At 41.2% G+C, this 17809-nt stretch carries 15 protein-coding genes; 12 read left to right on the top strand and 3 right to left on the bottom strand.

All coding sequences use genetic code 11. The features are described 5' to 3' along the window. Nucleotides 1–285: 285 nt before the first annotated feature. The 3 genes from ABH008_RS17105 to thiE are packed head-to-tail and all read left to right on the top strand — an operon-like array spanning nt 286 to nt 3646. Nucleotides 286–2244: a BRCT domain-containing protein gene (locus ABH008_RS17105; protein ID WP_347986824.1), complete on the top strand. Its 1959-nt coding sequence runs from the start codon at nt 286–288 to the stop codon at nt 2242–2244. Further along, nucleotides 2241–3029 carry a hydroxymethylpyrimidine/phosphomethylpyrimidine kinase gene (locus ABH008_RS17100; protein WP_347986823.1) on the top strand — a complete coding sequence of 263 codons (789 nt, stop codon included), beginning with the start codon at nt 2241–2243 and terminating at the stop codon, nt 3027–3029. Before ABH008_RS17105 ends, ABH008_RS17100 begins: the two co-directional genes overlap by 4 nt. After that, a complete protein-coding gene (gene thiE, locus ABH008_RS17095; protein ID WP_347986822.1) occupies nt 3026–3646 on the top strand; it encodes a thiamine phosphate synthase in 621 nt (206 codons plus the stop codon). Before ABH008_RS17100 ends, thiE begins: the two co-directional genes overlap by 4 nt. Before the next feature lie 19 nt (nt 3647–3665). On the opposite strand, the gene ABH008_RS17090 is transcribed toward thiE, so the two are convergent. Then, on the bottom strand, nt 3666–5105 hold the full coding sequence (locus ABH008_RS17090) for an HDOD domain-containing protein (protein ID WP_347986821.1): 1440 nt from the start codon (nt 5103–5105) through the stop codon (nt 3666–3668). A 380-nt stretch (nt 5106–5485) separates the two neighbouring features. Here ABH008_RS17090 and rlmN point away from each other — a divergent pair, with 380 nt between their 5' ends. The 6 genes from rlmN (at nt 5486) to ABH008_RS17060 (ending at nt 13614) form a co-directional block, all read left to right on the top strand. Beyond that, nucleotides 5486–6523 carry a 23S rRNA (adenine(2503)-C(2))-methyltransferase RlmN gene (gene rlmN, locus ABH008_RS17085; RefSeq protein WP_347986820.1) on the top strand — a complete coding sequence of 346 codons (1038 nt, stop codon included), beginning with the start codon at nt 5486–5488 and terminating at the stop codon, nt 6521–6523. A gap of 316 nt (nt 6524–6839) precedes the next feature. Beyond that, complete coding sequence (locus ABH008_RS17080) at nt 6840–8666, top strand: flagellar hook-length control protein FliK (protein WP_347986819.1); 1827 nt, start codon at nt 6840–6842, stop codon at nt 8664–8666. Nucleotides 8667–8704: 38 nt separating this feature from the next. Continuing rightward, a complete protein-coding gene (locus ABH008_RS17075; RefSeq protein WP_347986818.1) occupies nt 8705–9724 on the top strand; it encodes a class 1 fructose-bisphosphatase in 1020 nt (339 codons plus the stop codon). A 1-nt stretch (nt 9725) separates the two neighbouring features. Beyond that, nucleotides 9726–10472, top strand: a complete 747-nt coding sequence (locus ABH008_RS17070; protein WP_347986817.1) for a helix-turn-helix domain-containing protein — start codon at nt 9726–9728, stop codon at nt 10470–10472. A gap of 228 nt (nt 10473–10700) precedes the next feature. Further along, nucleotides 10701–11984, top strand: coding sequence for a hypothetical protein (locus ABH008_RS17065; protein WP_347986816.1), 1284 nt, complete (start codon nt 10701–10703; stop codon nt 11982–11984). Nucleotides 11985–12216: 232 nt separating this feature from the next. Further along, complete coding sequence (locus tag ABH008_RS17060) at nt 12217–13614, top strand: hypothetical protein (protein ID WP_347986815.1); 1398 nt, start codon at nt 12217–12219, stop codon at nt 13612–13614. A gap of 147 nt (nt 13615–13761) precedes the next feature. On the opposite strand, the gene ABH008_RS17055 is transcribed toward ABH008_RS17060, so the two are convergent. Continuing rightward, on the bottom strand, nt 13762–14256 hold the full coding sequence (locus tag ABH008_RS17055; protein WP_347986814.1) for a hypothetical protein: 495 nt from the start codon (nt 14254–14256) through the stop codon (nt 13762–13764). 164 nt (nt 14257–14420) lie between these two features. Beyond that, on the bottom strand, nt 14421–14930 hold the full coding sequence (locus ABH008_RS17050) for an NUDIX domain-containing protein (RefSeq protein ID WP_347986813.1): 510 nt from the start codon (nt 14928–14930) through the stop codon (nt 14421–14423). Nucleotides 14931–14994: 64 nt separating this feature from the next. Between ABH008_RS17050 and ABH008_RS17045 the strand changes: the two genes are divergently transcribed. The 3 genes from ABH008_RS17045 to ABH008_RS17035 all read left to right on the top strand — a co-directional run bounded on the left by ABH008_RS17045 (nt 14995) and on the right by ABH008_RS17035 (nt 17757). Further along, nucleotides 14995–15615, top strand: a complete 621-nt coding sequence (locus ABH008_RS17045; RefSeq protein ID WP_347986812.1) for a TetR/AcrR family transcriptional regulator — start codon at nt 14995–14997, stop codon at nt 15613–15615. A gap of 204 nt (nt 15616–15819) precedes the next feature. Further along, a complete protein-coding gene (locus ABH008_RS17040; protein ID WP_347986811.1) occupies nt 15820–16290 on the top strand; it encodes a hypothetical protein in 471 nt (156 codons plus the stop codon). A gap of 105 nt (nt 16291–16395) precedes the next feature. After that, entirely contained in the window at nt 16396–17757 is a 1362-nt protein-coding gene (locus ABH008_RS17035; protein WP_347986810.1) for a type VI secretion system contractile sheath large subunit, read from the top strand. Nucleotides 17758–17809: the final 52 nt, after the last annotated feature.

The raw sequence follows: 17809 nt of genomic DNA, 5'->3' as shown, positions 1-17809 counted from the left end.
AATGCTGTAAGGTTTGTAAAAATAATGCACGCTGGTTACTTTTTCTTTTTAACAAAGAGTTAACTTGGATGCGAAAAAAGTGAAATTAACTTTATAAATGTTGATATGTATCAATATTAAATTGCTGGAGCATTCTAGAATAAACACCATGTCATTGCATTCCTACCATTGACATAATCCTCTTGAAAGATATTTGCTTGGCGGGACAGTTGTACTCTCCCGCCTTTTTTTTGATTTTGGCTGGCGTGCCATTATAATCAACTGTTATCAGCAAATTGTCTAATCATGCTTACAGCCAGTCAGCACCAACTCATTCAGCAAGCGAATCTAACTTTTGATCAGCTTAGTACTGAGCGTTTTTATTCACTTATCGATAGTCAACAGCTGTTGAGTGCTTATTCCGATGCAGAATTAGTGAAGTTTTTACAGATAGTCAATGCCTTGTATCGGGGTGGTGAGCCTATTATTAGCGATGCTGATTATGATGGCGTGTATTTGGCAGAATTAAAACGACGTAATCCCGAACATGAATATTTATTTTCTGTGGAGCCTGAGCCACTGATTGCCGGAAAAACGGTTGATTTGCCGCAAAGGATGTTATCCACAGAAAAAGCGTATAGTCGTGATGAGGTAGAACGCTGGATAGAGCGTATTGAAAAAGCAGCAATTGAGCTAAATAAATCAGCAGATGAGATAAGGTATAGGATTACGCCTAAGCTTGATGGCTTTGCTGCCTATGATGATACGCAGAGATTCTATACTCGGGGTGATGGTCGTAAGGGTACTGATATCAGTAGAGTCTTTGCGCGTGGATTGCAGTTGGCTAATCAACAGCAACGTATTGCAGGCCCAGGTGAAATTGTAGTCAAACGCAGCTATTTCAATCAACATTTGGCAGACAGTTTTGATAATCCGCGTAATTTTGTAGCCAGTGTTATCAAGGAAAAAGATCTGGATACACATGCACAATTAGCGATTACAGAACAGGCCGCCATTTTTTATCCTTTTGCCTCCTTACCCAGCTGGGAGGGCGATAAACAGACATTGTTGCAGGTGTATGAAAGTATAGATATTAACGATTGGGCGGATTTTGATTACGATATTGATGGCGTGGTGCTGGAAATTGTCGATGCAGAAATTAAAGCCTATATGGGCGCTACCCGTCATCATCATCGCTGGCAATTGGCGTACAAGAAAAATCTGGATACCGCTGAAGTAGTCGTCTTTGCTATTACCCCGCAAACTTCACGCTCGGGCCGTATTACGCCAGTTGCAGAGCTTGAACCTGTCAGACTAAGCGGTGCATTGTTATCCAGAGCTACGGCTCATCATTACCGAATGGTATTGGATAAGGGGATAGGACCTGGCGCACTTATTCGTTTAGCCCGTTCCGGCGAAGTGATTCCAAAAATTGAAGCAGTACTTCGTCCGGCAGAACCGCAAATACCCAATCATTGCCCAAGTTGTGCGCACGAATTAGTCTGGGATAGTGATTATCTGTTATGTCCTAATACCCTGAGTTGTCCGGCACAAATCAGCAATACTATGGAACACTTTTTTCGAATTTTGAAAAACAACGATGGTTTTGGTGCAGCAACCATAAAAAAGCTTTACGAATACGGTATTCGTCGTGTTGATGAGATTTATCAACTTACCGCCGAACAGTTTGAAAGCATGGGTTTTGGGCCCAAGCAATCGTCCAATCTTGTCGAGCAATTAGTGCGTAGTCGTAGTGAGTCCGTTGAAGACTGGCGCTTTCTGGCTGCATTTGGCGTGTTCCGTATGGGGCTGGGGAATTGTGAAAAACTGCTGAGTCATTATGCTTTAACTGATATTTTTAGTCTGAACGAAGCGGATATTATTCGTCTGGAAGGCTTTGCGGAAAAAACGGCCGCTGTCATAACTGAAGGTTTTGCCGCTATTAAACCGTTATTTGATAGCTTAATGGCTTTAGGTTTTACTCTGCAAAGTACGCAAAACCTGCGCATAGAAAACGCGCATGTATTAGCGGGTAAAACTCTGGTGTTTACCGGTACCCTGCAATCGGGTACACGCGATGAGTTGACCAAGCAGGCTAAAGCATGTGGTGCCAAAGTGGGGAGCTCGGTGTCAGCCAAAACAGATTATCTGGTAATCGGGGAAAATGTCGGTGCAAACAAATTGCAAGCGGCTACTGAAAAAGGCGTACAGATAATTTCTGAACAAGATTTTTTGCAACTTCTGTCAAGTGAGATTAGCCATTGAACAAACAACAGCGTGCCAATGTATTGTGTTTTTCCGGACACGACCCCAGTGGGGGGGCCGGTATACAAGCTGACATTGAGACCATTATTAGTTTGCAAGGACATTGCTGTAGCGTGATTACAGCCTTAACCGAACAAGATAGTCGTAATGTTAAACGCATCATCCCTCAACGGCCGGATGATATTCGTCAGCAGGTACAGACCCTGTTAGCCGATTTACCTATTGCAGCTATTAAAATTGGTTTAATCGGACATGTTGAAACTGCTTATGTGATTCACGAAGTATTACAGGCCTATCCACAGATACCTGTCATTCTTGATCCTATATTGGCAGCCGGGGGCGGGACTCCATTGGCAAGCCAAGACTTGCAAACAGCAATGATCGATTTATTATTGCCTTATACACAGGTGCTAACGCCTAATAGCCTGGAAGCCAGACAACTGGCTCAACTGGATGAGCTGGCTGCGTGTGGGCTTAGATTACAAGAGCTGGGCGCTACATATGTGTTAATTACCGGTACGCACGAAACTTCTGACATTGTACATAACCAGTTGACTATGCCTGAGGGTCTGTCACAGATTTTTAACTGGGAACGCTTACCCCACAGTTATCACGGTTCAGGTTGTACGCTGGCTAGTGCCATTGCCGCCATAATGGCACAAGGTTTGGATGCCTTTACCGCCATTCATGAAGCTCAGGATTACACTTGGCAATCTTTGCAAAATGCCTATCGACCCGGTCAGGGGCAATATAATCCACAACGCTTGTTTTGGGTGGATGCATGAAGTTTCCACAACAAGGTTTATATGCCATTACCCAAACCGCCGATAAATCTATTCAGCAGATTTTGTTAGAAGTAGAAGCGGTTTTAAAGGGTGGGGCAGTGGTTTTACAATACAGGGATAAAGAGTCAACGAATAAAAATACACTAGCCAGTTTATTGCTCAAGCTTTGTCATGCCTATCAAGTGCCTTTGTTAATTAACGACGATATCGAGCTGGCGCTGCAGGTGGGTGCAGATGGCGTGCATCTGGGTAGAGACGATGGCGACATAGCCATTGCCCGCACCAAGCTGGGACCCAATGCCATTATTGGTATTTCTTGTTATAACGATGTCGAGCGCGCCTTGTCTATGCAAGCCCTGGGTGCTGATTACGTGGCCTTTGGTCGCTTTTTCCCTTCCAATTCCAAACCTTTGGCAGCTCCGGCGCAAATTGAAACACTGCAAAAGGCAAAACAAACCCTATACATTCCCATTGTCGCCATTGGCGGTATCCTGCCAGAAAATGCAGGGGGTTTGCTGGCAGCAGGTGCCGATTTACTGGCGGTGATTGGTGGTGTGTTTGATAAGCAAGATCCGGAAATCGCAGCGAAAGAGTTTCAACAGATGTTTGCAACATAATTGGCATGATGAGTGATCATTAATGCTTTTTGATGTGATATAACGTCAAGCCAATATTCACCTGTCTGGCAAAATGTTTAGCTGTCGTAAAATCGCTTTGGGTGAGAGGAGCTTTGTTAATGGAACGATCACAGTAAATTAGCCCAATTGCTTTGTGATCGATATGAACCGGAAATATAAAGCTATCGTTTTTACCAAAAATATTGATAATTTGCTTGGTATACAAATGCTGGTAATGGTTGTGTTCAATCCACAGCCCCTCTTGCTGGTGAAGTGCGTAGAAAAACAAATTGCCTTCAGTTTCCTGATTCTGAATCAGAATTTTTTCTGACCTATTTTGTTTTATCCAACCCAGAGCCAATTTTTCATTCAGTGTTTGTTTGTCTGGGCTAAGTAAGACAAACAAGGTTCTGTCCATTTCTATGCCACGGTGTATGCCTTCTAAAACCATTTCGAACAGCTGGTTAAGATTGATTTGTCCACTGATATGGTTACTAATATCCTGTAATACTTGAAACTGAATTTGTTTTTTATCAAATTCATGCGTATCTATTTCATCTTCTGCTAGCTCTAAAACTTCGCTGGAGATAAATTTTGAAGCATCCTCTGCACCAAATTGCTTCGCAACTTTTATGGCCGACTGCGTATTGTTTTTGATTTTAACAATAATAGCCTCTGGTGTGTCGCCGGTTAATTTTTCAAGTTTGTGCAGGCAATTTTGCATTGCGGTGGATTCCCAGCCTAATTTAAGGGCAGCGCTAATCTCGCTACCCATCAGTACCAGTTTAATACGAGGATGTGTTGATTCAGGTCTACAGATGCTTTCTTCAATCAAACCGCCTAGATGCCAGGATTTACAAAGTTTTTTGCTCAACTCACGCAGGCTAAAACCCAGTATTTGTTTTTCAGCATCCTGTACTGAAATTTTTCGGGTTTCTAGCAGATAATTAATTTGCTCGGTTTGTGGGTGGTTAGAGCACCAGAAAGCAATGTGCGCAATATTATGCAGTAGGGCGGCAACAAAAACTTCTTCGGGTAGTTCGTCATGCATGGCTATAGCAAATTCTCTGGCTTGTACAGCTGCATGTATAGCTTGGGCAATTTCTTGATTCGCGCGTAACTTATTGCTTGAATTAAGTATCGACTCAATAAACGAACAGGCGATAGTTAATTCGCGTATACACTCGGCTCCCAACAGTATGATGGCGCGAGTGACTGTGCTCATTTTCTGCCTGGACGGGTTGTAGTAGCTACTATTGCCAATTTTTAGCAATTTAGCTGTCAAATTAGGGTCTTGCATGATGATGGCAGCAAGGTCTAACGCGCCTTTTTTAGTATCGTTAAGCGATCTATAAATCTTTTGTGCGGTGTTAGAGAAAATGGGTAACTCCTGGGCGAGAAGTGTTTCCGTCCATTCTTCAATAGATTTTGGCTGTTTAGTTAAATCAGTAGAAATCATTGTTTGGAAATTGGGTTACCAGCATTTAAACTTGTATTGTAGTAGTAAATTAGAAATTGCTTGGTTTAATAGTGAGTTTTTTTTCAGGGGTTTTAAAGTTTTTTGCATAAGCTGATTAAAAAAAAGTCATTATGTGCCGCCTCGCTTAATCCGTTCGGGGAGAACGGATCGATCTGACTATTGGGCTGCACTGGCTTAGTGCTAAAAGCTATGCACAGAAATGTATTGCAGAATGACTCATAGGTGTAAACATTTAGCAAAGCATTTGAACTTGATCAGCCAATGGCACACAGGGTTAGATGTCCGTTTTTTTAATCGCAGCTTCCCCTATTTCAAATCCATTGGTATTGGAAAATACTGATATAACATGGAGAAAATTTTTGAAACAATCTTTTTATGACTTAAATTATTCTGATTTAGAAGCGGTTTTAAATCAGAATAATTTAAACCATTCAGCTGCGGCAATTCTATTTAATTGGCATTATAAGAAAAAAGAAATTGCTCAATGTGTTGAAAATATTGCTAAATGTGCGTTGGCCTTTTTTCAAAATAATTTCGACTTTTCTCTGCCCGAAATCGATACAGTTTATGAGTCAAAAAAAGATCGAACAGTTAAGTTTCTTTTTAAACTTAATGACAGTCATAAAGTAGAAACCGTTCTTATTCCGTTTAATAATAAATATTCAATTTGCCTTTCATCGCAGGTTGGCTGTGCCATGAATTGCTCTTTTTGTTTTACCGGAAAACAAGGGCTTAAAAGAAATTTGACCACAAGTGAAATAGTGGGCCAATTTCTACAAGCGTGGCGTTGGTTGGCAACCAATAGGCCGGGGGAAGAGAGGATTTTAAATATTGTTTTTATGGGACAAGGCGAACCTTTACATAATTTTGATGCCGTTAAAAAAGCATGCGAAATATTTTTATCAAAACACGGTACTTCTATTGGTGTTCAAAAAATAACTATTTCTACGGCTGGGTATATTCCAGGACTGAAAAGATGGAGCTTGGAAACGCCTAGCGTAAACCTTGCGTTATCTCTTCATTCTCCTTTTGAAGAGAAGAGAAATGAACTTATTCCCATTAATAAAAAATACCCGCTAGATGAAGTGTTGGCATATATTGACAAGATACCTTTAAATAAAAAACAATTTATTACGTATGAATATATTCTGATAAAAGATTTTAATGATACAGCAGAAGATGCTGAAAAATTGGGCACGATATTGGCTGGTAAAAGTGCTTATATCAACTTAATACCTTTTAACGCATTCCCAGGATCACATTACAACAGTCCAGATTGGGATAAAATTGAAAAGTTTAAAGAAATTTTAGATACTTTTAAAATCCCGACTTTAATAAGAGGTACTAAAGGCGATGATGTATTGGCTGCATGCGGACAACTCAATTCAAAAAATTAAATAGCAAGTCATCTGTTTGTTTTCTGCGCAAAATATAATGCACTAATCCCTACGCTGCGATGAAAAAATTGTTGTTTTCAATCGGCTAGGGGAGGTTTCCGTCAATTTGCGCCGATTGCTTTCAGATCGTCGCTTTACTATTTTGGGCGGATGGTCCCGAGCTGGAACTGCAAATTTTGTAAGAACCAAATTGACTGTTAAAGTGATACATAAGGGTGTTTTTTTAGTTTTGAGCGGATTGTTTTTACACCTTTAACTATTTGGCATTACTTTCCTTAGCGTCAGTAATTTTTTTTGCATTCATAAGAGTTAAGGCATGGATATTAGCTTACAGCTAAATCTTAACCAGTTGTCTACCGGCTTGACTGCGGCCAGCAATTCCCTTGGATTGCAAGTTAATCAAGTCTTTAATGCGCAAGTGGTGGAAACTCAGCTAGCACTGAATAGTTTTAGTTTAAGTGTTGCAGGTAATACTTTGCAAGTGCAGTCGCAACAAGCCGTTAACCTGCAAGTCGGTCAGTCGTTACAATTACAAGTGGTCAAATTGTCACCTCTTCCAGAATTTACTATTTTGGCTAGTGGCTCTGGCTCCGCTTCTCAACTATCGCTCTCTCAAACAGATGCAGTTACGTTAACCCTTACCAATGTGATTCCGCCGTCAGTACAAAGTCTGTCTGAAAGTTTGCTTACCACTAGTCAAGGTACACAAGCTCTTAATCAATCGGGATTGCAGCTTAATCAGATCATAGATGCCACCGTCCTCAATACTTCGGGGTCAGGTACTATGGCAACCTTGAACTTGAATGGCGGAAAAGGCATACAGGTGCAACTTCCGCCTAATTTAACGATGCAACCTGGGCAAACTTTACAGTTGCAGGTGGTTAAATTGCAGCCGCAGCCAGAGTTTAATTTGCTTACTCCGGTGGGTAATACTTCTACAGCACAACAATCTAATACCCAGCCCGTTAAATTATTAGAAGTTCCTGTTAGTCTTCAGGGCATGAATGGCTTGGTTGCTGATCAAAAATTATCTGCCATGGTCGTGACTCGGGCGGGTAACCAGATTACCTTGCAAATTAATGGACAACAGACGGTGGACGGATTGGCTAAACCCACAGATCTACGCGTAACGCTTGATAGTCGGCAATTGAAATTAATCGGGGATGGTGTTACTCATGCAAATAATACCTTAGCTAATCTGCTCAAACCCGGAACTCAAATTGATTTGCAACTGTTATCAGCCGGAAAATTGCCGGTATTTGCCATTTCTTTGCCAGAAAACCAGGAAGGACTTAGCCCAGAAAAAGTTAACACACTCTTAAAAAATTTATTGCCTATCCAAAATTCTCCAACAGAATTGTTAACTTTTTTAGGACAAACACTCGCTATCCTAAAACTTAACCCCAGTGTTGCGGAAGCTTTAACACAATTGGCTGAGCAAATATTGGCACATATTCCTGAGCAATCTCAACTGCAACAGCCCGAAAAACTGCATGACAGTATCAGGCAGTCTGGGTTGTTTCTGGAAAGTAAACTCGCGAATTTATTGGCTTCTAGTAATAATAGCAACTTAACGGCGGATCTTAAGGCTAATCTGCTTAAATTTTCACAAGCACTCAACCTTCAGCTTTCGGTTGATACTCTCACGCTGGATACGCATAATTTACTCAACGAGTTATTACAAAAAACCAATGCCGGTCTGGCAAAAATTACTCTGGATCAGTTTAATGCTATAAACGTTGTCGAGGATAGTCCCAAACAAGCTTGGTCACTGGAATTGCCTTATTTTTATCAACATACAGCTCATAGTTTACACATCGAAATCCAACAGGATAAACAGCGGAGTAATAACGGTGATGAGCCAGCTAAACAAAAAAATTGGGCAGTCAGCATTACCATAACTCCGCCTGAACTTGGTACAATATATTGCAACATTTCCTGTTACGATGGCGTCATCAATACCCGTTTTTGGAGTCATGCTCCAGAGATTGTGGAAAAGATCAATTCCCACCTCAACTATTTGCAACAACAATTAGAGCAGAAAGGATTAAAAACCGGTTTTATGGAAGCACATCAAGGAAAACCTGCTAAACAAGATGTATCAATTAAATCACTCGCTAATCTGTTAAACGAAAAAGTCTGAATGCATTATCAAAAGCTATTCTCACGGAGAAATATCGCATGTCTGAGCAAGTAACCCTTACCCAGTTTATTATTGAACAACAACGTGGTCTGCCAGATGCTTCAGGTACTTTTACCCTGTTGCTCAATAATCTGGTTACCGCTTGTAAACAAATATCGCATCGGGTAAACCGTGGTGCATTAATCGGTGTATTAGGTAGTGCTGAAACTGAAAATGTTCAGGGCGAAGTGCAAAAAAAACTGGACATTATTACCCACGAAATTATGGTTAAAGCCCTGGATTGGAGTGGGCATGTCGGTGGCATGGCATCTGAAGAAATTGATGACCCTATTCAAATTCCGAAACAATACCCAAAAGGCAAATATCTGGTTTTGTTTGATCCGTTGGATGGCTCTTCAAATATTGATATTAATCTGACTGTTGGAACCATCTTTTCCATTTTGCGTGGCAGGGAAGGGGTTGCTCCAGAAACAGAGGATTTTTTACGTAAAGGTAACGAGCAGGTTTGCGCGGGCTTTGTTCTGTATGGCCCATCTACCATGCTGGTGTTAACCACGGGTAATGGAGTCAACGGTTTTACTTTGGATCAGGATATAGGTGAGTTTATCCTGACGCATTGCAATATGAAAATTCCTGAAGACAATACTGAATTTGCTATCAATATGTCCAATCAACGTTTTTGGGAAGCACCTGTAAAACAATATATTGATGAATGTGTGGCCGGTGAGGATGGGCCACGCGGTAAAAATTTCAATATGCGTTGGGTTGCCTCATTAGTTGCTGATGTTTATCGTATTCTAAATCGGGGTGGTGTTTTTCTTTATCCTTACGATTTACGCGATCCTTCCAGGCCAGGCAAATTAAGGCTAATGTATGAAGCAAATCCAATGGCTTTTATTATAGAGCAGGCGGGAGGTGTCTGTACCACCGGCCGCGAATCGATACTGGATATTAAACCTAAAAATATTCATCAACGAGTGCCTTTTATCTTTGGATCTAAAAATGAAGTGGAACGCGTAATTAGTTATCATCGTCAGCACGATTCAGCTGGAAATTGATATGTTGCGCAACCCTGCTTCCGTTTATCTTATAAAACAGCCAGTAAAAAATAATCAGGTAAATTGTAATAATTGTAGTTTGGATAATATTTGTTTGCCTAGGGGATTGTCTCAGACTGAAATCAATGATATCAGTGAAGTGATCAAGGCTCGGAAAGTATTACAACGAGGTGAGTTTATCTATCACGAAGGGGATAATTTCAAAGGTTTGCTGGCTATTAAATCCGGTAGTGCCAAATTAGTTGCCAACGATCAGCATGGTAATGAACATATCCTGAATATTTTATTACCTGGTGAACTATTAGGTTTTGATGGTTTGGCCGAGGAAAAGCACTCCTGTGCCGCTATAGCACTGGAAACCACCAGTTTTTGTGTATTACCGGCTGAAAGTATGAATGAACTATTTCAGAATGTACCCAGTCTAACTCGTGAAATTTTTCGACATACTGGCGAAAAAATGACCGAAGATAAAAATCAGTTGATACTGAGCAAAAGACCCGCTGAAGAACGTCTGGCCTACTTTTTAATTAGTTTGTCAGAGCGTTTGAAACGACGTGGTTTTTCTGCTTCTGAGTTCAAGTTATCCTTAACCCGGCAGGAAATTGGTAATCATTTGGGGTTGGCTTTGGAAACGGTAAGCCGCTTGCTGAAAAAATTTCAGGATGAGCAATTAATTTTGGTACAAAACCGCTTTATTACCATTACTGATCAATCTGCGTTGAAGAAACTGTTACAGGTAGAGGAATAGTATTCGAATAAAGTTTTAATAAAAAGGCTAATACACATTAAAGACAGCACCGCTTAAGATTAAGCGGTGCTTGGTGAATCAGGAATAAACCGTTCGTGGTGTGTGCCTTTAGTGCCATGCGCAGTTTAGATGTTTCCCAACAAAGTTTTTCTGAGTTTGATTGAATGGCTCAGAATCAATGGTTGAGCTTCTGTCTTAAGTGGTAGCCATAAAAAAGGAAGGTTTGCGATGTCTATCTTCGGCTTTTTACGTTTACGTGTTTATTTAATCGGTATGCTTGGCTTTTTTAGCCATTGCTATGCCGCAACGATTCCTAATGCGAGTCTTCCCGAAAGTCAAATGCAAGTGGCGCAAATTTTGGTGCCTGAGGCGGTTTATGCCGTCCAACTTCTTGATGCTTTGCACCTAGGCACTACACAGGACGATGTTCAGGCTGAAGCAACTCTTAGTCAATTGGGCATTCAACCTAAAAGCGGCTGGATTTCTGAATACCCGGTTACACCCATGGTGTTGGGTGAGTTGGATAGTGATATTGAGCTGGCAATTCAGCAAGGGAAAATAGCTCTTAGTAAAGAACAAGCAGTCAAACAGGTTAATGAGCTGAAAGCTACATTGGGCCTTAATATTAAAGAAAGTACAAAGCCTGTTCCTACCGTTAATCAGAATTCAGAACCGATTACACATAGCATTTATGCCTATACTGATAGTAACGGCAGTAAATTTTATACTGATGATTTTAATACCATTCCTTCACAGTATCAGAGTCAAGCGACGATAGTCAGTCAGTACACCGCTAACCCTAATTCTGTACCTGTTAATGCACCTCAATCACCGTATAGTCAACCCGCTATCGATCCAAATGTTTTAAATAACTATTATCAGGATCAGGGGCCACCTATATTGACCTATTATGCGCCGCCAGCAGAATATTATTATCTTTATTCCTGGGTAGCTTATCCATTTTGGATTGGGGGAAGTTATTTTTCTGGGTATTTCATGCTAAATAATTTTTATCAGCAAGTGAATTATGGCCGACACTCTTATGTCGTTAGTCGCCATGCCGGGCCTGCTCATCATTTCTCTAGTCTACAGGGAGCTAATGGCAATTGGTATCCTGCGGGTAATGCTGTGTTGGGGGCAAGAGCCATCATGTCTAATCAGCTAGGCCGGCCTATGGCGCCGCCTGTATTCCAAGGTCATAGGCCATTTCAGCCATCGGTTAATGCGAATATTTTTACAAATAACCGTGCGGTACGAAATACTCTAGAGAACGCTCCGTATAATCAGCCGGGTTATGTCGCACAGGTGCCTGTGCATCAGGGACATTTCGTACAACAAGTGCCGCATTACGAAATGCCTGCCCCAGTTTTTCAACAACATGAATTTATTAACCATCAGGATTTCGGTGGGGGATTTCATCACGGCTTTAATGGCGGTGGCGGATTTGCTGGTGGTGGAGGTTTCGCCGCTGGTGCTGGGCATATGGGGGGCGGTAGAGGTGGTCATCACTAGATCGGTATACTTACAAAAGCAAATGTTCATGGCATCTAGCGTTGAACATACGCTTTAAGTAGGCTGAGAAACGACCATATGCGTGGGTATTTTTAATTTAGTCTAAAACGATTTACTGTATTCTAGTAGCAAAGTCAGAATTTCTGACCGCCCTTATTTTTTTATGGGTAATCAGGTAGCAGTATAGAGTTTTAAAGTTTTTTAATGCTGTTATTCTTAGGAAAACTGAGTAATGCCTATTTCTTATCTTAGCTATTTTTCACGTGTTATTGCTGTTGGGTGCTGTTTTACAGGCAATGTGATGGCACAAACTTCGGTAAATGCACCCCAAAATTTACCGGCACCAGCACTAAAATCGGCACCCGTTGCCCAAGCTTTGGTACCTGAGGGGGTGTACGCTATACAATTACTGCCGGTTTTACAGCAAAATGCCACCACTAATGATGCACAGGCTGAAGCGATTTTGATTAAACTCGGCATTGCACCCAAAAACGGCTGGATTTCAGATTATCCGATTACCCCTGCGGTTTTGGGTGAGTTGGACACGACTATTGGCATAGCGGCTGAGCAAGGCAAAATTCCCTTAGCTAAGAGTCAGGCGCTAAAACAGGTGGGTGAGCTTAAAGTAAAGTTAGGCTTAGATATTGGTATCAGCCCCAGCCCGCAAACTGTTACAGCGTCTCCACAAATCCATACCATCTATACCTACATTGATAGTAAGGGCAGTAAAATGTTTACGGATGACTATAACTCTATTCCGCCGACTTTAAGAGCGCAAGCTAAAATTATAAGTCAGTCTTCTGTGACGCCCAGCATAGCTCCAGTTATACCGACCAGTACTCCCGTATTGCCACCGCCAACAACATCTCTGCCCCAGGCAAAACCTACAGTAGATCCTGAGACTTTGGCAGGGTACTATCAAAATCAAGGGCCACCAGTAATTACCTATTATCAGCCACCTGATCAATATAATAACTATTATTCTTGGGTTCCCTATCCATTTTGGTCGGGTGGTTATTCTTATCCAGGATTTTATGTATTAAACAATTTTCAGCAACAAGTATATTACAATCAAAAACAATATATTGTTGCGGGTCATAGAGGGGGAGCTATTAGAAATAATGCTGATCCTGATAGGGATGAAAGAAACGAAAGAATGCCACCCGCTGGTTATTTACCTAATGCAGAGCAATCTGAACATAATGAAAGACAGGAACGCTGGTATAGACAGGAACAAGAACATGAACATTCTTTAGAGGCTAAGCAATTTCCAGCTAATCAACACCCAGTTGAATCGCATGATCAGCAATTACAATCGCCAGCTAGTTCGGAGGTGTTTCGACGTATTCAGGAGCAGGAAAAATTGCAAATGCAGGCCACTCAACACCATGAGCATTCTATACAGCCTCAACAACATGCGTTTCCGCAAGCGAATGTAGAACAGCAGGAGTCGCGTGTTCCATCCACTGTTAGTCCTGAAGTTTTAAATCATCATCAGCATGAATCGATGCAAATGCAGGGTAACCAAAGCTCGGAACCAGTCATTCAGCCACAACCTTTTCCGCATAATTCGCGTAATTTTGAACATCAGGAGCAACACATGCAATTACCGGTTAATCCTGGTAAATAAGACTGTAGCTTAGTTGAATCGGTGACCGAAATAAATTGTGCTGATAACGCTAATACCAAAAATCAATTGAGTAGAGGTACAACGGGAAACTAAATTCGGTGGACGCATTAGGTTACCATCTAATGCGTCACAAACGCTTGCTAAAGCTTATTGAACCAAACTCCATTGACCGGTTTGTGGATTTTGGCAGGCCAAACGGCTTTCGGTGAGTGATTGACCATTAGGCATAGTTACTACTTCTTGCAAATTTTGGCACACTTGCCGAGTTTGTGGGTTCATCGAAGTTTGGCCGACAGGGTTAATTGCCATAGCACTGCCCGTTTGTGGGTTAACCCATTGTTGCGACTGGGAAATATTGCCAGATTGAATCAGGCTACCCAATTGCTGAACGCGAAAGTTTTGATCAGCTGATGTCACTTGCGAGCCAATTTGACCATTAAGAACGCTACTCGCCAGATTTTGTGTCAATGAATTGGCCAGATTGTTTTCCATCGCGGTAAGAGGGTTGCCGCCTAGAACGCTTTGCGCGGCGACTCCTGCCATATTATTATTCGCATAACCGCCGCCGGCTGCGCAACCAGTCAGTATAGAAACTGTAGCTACACAAGTTAACGTTATGATTTTATTTATTTTAATTTTCATAAGACAAGTTTATTTTATTGATTAGAACAAATTGTGTGGTTTTCGATACTAAGGTGCATAGGATCAAAAATAACGTCACCTAAATTGACGCAGCGATCGAATGGTTATTATAAGATAAATAGTCAATAAATACTTGGAGTGATTTCTGTTGTATTAATTTATCGCTAATTAGCAGCAAGCAAGTATGGCTGATAAGTTTTCCAGATAATTTTAAAAGTCAGTGTTAATGTCGTATCATCGGCCATTACCCGGTTATTTATTTCTGTTAATGGCAACCAAGTTCCTTCATCAATTTCATCGGCCGCCAGATTAAACGGGCCATTATGTTGGCACTGATATACCTGAATAAACTCCATACCTAGATCAACACTAGCTTCAAGCTTAAATAATGGTTTAAGAGCTGCTTTAATGCCTAATTCTTCGTATAATTCACGCTGGGCACTAGCATCGTAGCTTTCGTTATTATCAACATGGCCTGCGGCAGAGCTATCCCATAATCCTTTATTTAAGTCCTTTAGCATGGAACGCTTTTGTAAAAACAAATGTCCTTGCTGATTAAAGACTAAAATATGCACAGCTCTGTGTAATAGACCTAAGGTATGTATTTCGTGGCGTGGGCGCAGCCCTATAACCTGATCATTTAGGTCAACAACAACGAGATATTCATTATGCATACTATTTACGTTCCACTTGAAAAAAACAGGTATGGTAGCTTTTTTACAACGCTAAGAGGGAAATATGGCCAGAAGAGGTGATCATAGTTTAGAGCAGATTCAGGAAATGATACTCGATACTGCTAGGAACATTGTTAATGAGCAGGGCATTCATGCCTTAACTGTACGAAAAATTGCCCTGGATGTGGGTTATACAGTGGGAAGTGTTTATATGGTTTTTGCGAATATGCAAGAGTTAGTCATGCATATCAAAGCTAGTACCTTAGAAGAAATAACTGCTCAATTACACAATGTCTCTGCTGAATTGAGCATGGAACAGAAAATTTTAGTGATGGCCGAAAATTACCATCAATTTGCTACCGAAAACTTTAATCGTTGGAGCATCATTTTTAATACCGATTCACCTGTTAAGGACGAAATCCCAAGCTGGTATCGAGAAAAAGTTGAGTCTCTGTTTGTACCTGTAGAAGCGGTATTTAAGCAATTAAACCCGAATAGCAGTTTTGAGCAGCAAGCTCAGGCGGCTAGAACTCTGTTGTGTGGTGTGCATGGGGTTTGCTTATTGGCGTTAAATGGCAATTTAGGTCAGGCAGGTATTGCAAGTAGCGCCATAGCTGTTCGTCTGTTAGTTGAATCTTTTGTGCAGGGTTGGAAACAGCAGTTGGCTAAACTACCAAACACTTGAACGTTGAGTTTGTTAGGTAATAAGTCAACGTCTACTGTGGAATCAATAATCGATTGCAATCAATTCTATTTTTGTTGAATGACCGGTGTTAGGTTTTTCCGAGATGCTCTAAGAATTGGGTTTACTAGCATTAGACTTGCCCGATTGAGTTTGGCTATAATGCAAGTAAGGTCAACTCATTGCAGTGGTTAACAAAAGAAAATCATGAATAAACTTTACCTCTTTGTCATCGTTATCGTGCTAGGTAGTTACATTTATCTTGATCTGACTCAACAGATTAAACCCATAGTCTACGGCGAATCACGTTTTACTTTTCAAGTTCCTGGACGCGAAATTCAGCTAGTGACTATTGGGCAACGCATTGGGATGGAAGACTGTCTGGAAATGCGTGATTTAGTATACAGACAGATTGATGCAGTGTGTAGTAATGAGAAAATCTGTTATGAAAATAATAAGTATGAATGCAAAACAAATGTCGATGATAAGTATCAAGACATGTTGGATCAACAACCATCGCGTACCCATTACCTACATATTAAGCAGCCTGGCGAAAATTTAAACGGCATTATATTGTATTGGGGGATGACCGAAAACGAGTCGTGGGTGGTATGTAATATGATGATAGAAAAAATGAATAAATACAAAAACGTAGAGTCAAATTCCCAATGCATCTAAACAGTGATGTGCGTGCAGAGCTTACAGTTACTGCATCGTTACTTGTTGCTTAGATCAGAGTCTGTTAGAGTCTAAAGATACAAATTCCTATGCAAAGAGGTCAGCATGTCAGGCAGAATCGATTTTTCAATGGATTTCAATTCCCAGCGTACCGGTAAAAAATCCGTTAGTACAAATGGCTATAGCATTTACCTGTTGGGAAATTTTTCTGGTAATACAGATACTGCTTGGCAGCAACGGCAGATTACTCGTATCAATGTTGATAACTTTGAGCAAATACTGGCTAAAATCAAACCCAGTGTGCAAATCAAAAACGGCGTAAGCTTATTTTTCGAATCGTTGGACGATTTTCATCCTGATCACTGGTTGACAAAACTGCCGGTATTGGCCGACCTACAAAGCTTAAAGAAACAATTGCTTAATCCCAATACAGTTGCTGAAGCTGCGGCAAAAATTCAAGCCCTCAGTCTGGGCGAATTAAATCCCCAGCCTATTACAACTCCAATACAACAGGAAACCGAAAGTCAGGACGACATGTTAGAGCGTCTATTAGGAAAAGCCCCCGAAAAAACGGTTACACCTACCAGTACAGTTGATCAGTTACTCAAACAGATAGTTGCTCCGCATGTGCAACCACTGGCAAATCCAAATCAGGCGGTTTTGGTGGCTGGTGTAGACGGGTTATGCAGCGAATTTATACGCAGCATTTTGCATGACAGTAACTTCCAGAAGCTGGAAGCACTCTGGCTGGCCAGTTGTGCGCTGATCAATGAAGAAAACAGTGATGAGCAAAATTTCTTCCTGGTCGATATTAGTCAGGCTGAATTAAGTGAAGAACTTGCTCAGGGAGGACATGCATTTACGCAAAAATTGTTTGAGCATATGCAATCGGGTGATACAGAACAAGATGTTTTATTGATCAGCGATTATTATTTTTCGGTACAAACTGAAGATCTGGGCTTATTAAAGTTTTTAAGTGGTCTTGCAGCCAGTTGTCAGGCTACTTTTATTGCCGCAGCTGCAAGTGCCTTATTTACCTCCGAAAGTCAGCAAGTCTGGCCTAAATTGCTACAAGAAATAGACGCAGAACAGGTGGTATTAGCTTATCCACGCTATTTAATTCGTATGCCCTATGGCGCAAAGCGTGAGCCTGTTGAATCTTTTGTACTGGAGGAAGCCGGAGTGGTTCCAAATACTCAAGAGCTACTCTGGGCAAATCCGGCTTTTTTATGCGCGCGTCTGCTGGTTCGAACCAGTGGTGGTCAGGCAAATAATGATGCGGCATATTTTCAGGATATCCCTGCTTTTAGCTATCCACAAGATGGCGAACAGCGCTTGCAAGCCGGAACAGAAACAGTGTTAACCGAAATGCAGGCAAATGCATTGCTGGCAAATGGCTTTACTCCGGTAATTGGTTTTACGCAGCGCAAAGGCGTGCGTTTAATGCCGGTTACGTATTTAGTTTAGTAGTGTCTTAGAGTATCAATAAAGAGTGTACTTGATCATTTCATAATTTTTA

The organism is Methylomonas sp. AM2-LC (assembly GCF_039904985.1).
GTDB lineage: Bacteria > Pseudomonadota > Gammaproteobacteria > Methylococcales > Methylomonadaceae > Methylomonas.
Note: the sequence above shows the minus strand (reverse complement) of the source record. Positions and strands in the feature narration are given on the sequence as shown.

What these genes read in the sequence shown, in the direction of transcription:
- ABH008_RS17050 (WP_347986813.1), bottom strand. Translation starts at nt 14,930, where the DNA reads ATGCATAATGAATATCTCGTTGTTGTTGACCTAAATGATCAGGTTATA.
- thiE (WP_347986822.1), top strand. Translation starts at nt 3,026, where the DNA reads ATGAAGTTTCCACAACAAGGTTTATATGCCATTACCCAAACCGCCGAT.
- ABH008_RS17055 (WP_347986814.1), bottom strand. Translation starts at nt 14,256, where the DNA reads ATGAAAATTAAAATAAATAAAATCATAACGTTAACTTGTGTAGCTACA.
- ABH008_RS17070 (WP_347986817.1), top strand. Translation starts at nt 9,726, where the DNA reads ATGTTGCGCAACCCTGCTTCCGTTTATCTTATAAAACAGCCAGTAAAA.
- ABH008_RS17040 (WP_347986811.1), top strand. Translation starts at nt 15,820, where the DNA reads ATGAATAAACTTTACCTCTTTGTCATCGTTATCGTGCTAGGTAGTTAC.
- ABH008_RS17045 (WP_347986812.1), top strand. Translation starts at nt 14,995, where the DNA reads ATGGCCAGAAGAGGTGATCATAGTTTAGAGCAGATTCAGGAAATGATA.
- ABH008_RS17035 (WP_347986810.1), top strand. Translation starts at nt 16,396, where the DNA reads ATGTCAGGCAGAATCGATTTTTCAATGGATTTCAATTCCCAGCGTACC.
- ABH008_RS17065 (WP_347986816.1), top strand. Translation starts at nt 10,701, where the DNA reads ATGTCTATCTTCGGCTTTTTACGTTTACGTGTTTATTTAATCGGTATG.
- ABH008_RS17060 (WP_347986815.1), top strand. Translation starts at nt 12,217, where the DNA reads ATGCCTATTTCTTATCTTAGCTATTTTTCACGTGTTATTGCTGTTGGG.
- ABH008_RS17090 (WP_347986821.1), bottom strand. Translation starts at nt 5,105, where the DNA reads ATGATTTCTACTGATTTAACTAAACAGCCAAAATCTATTGAAGAATGG.
- ABH008_RS17105 (WP_347986824.1), top strand. Translation starts at nt 286, where the DNA reads ATGCTTACAGCCAGTCAGCACCAACTCATTCAGCAAGCGAATCTAACT.
- ABH008_RS17080 (WP_347986819.1), top strand. Translation starts at nt 6,840, where the DNA reads ATGGATATTAGCTTACAGCTAAATCTTAACCAGTTGTCTACCGGCTTG.
- ABH008_RS17075 (WP_347986818.1), top strand. Translation starts at nt 8,705, where the DNA reads ATGTCTGAGCAAGTAACCCTTACCCAGTTTATTATTGAACAACAACGT.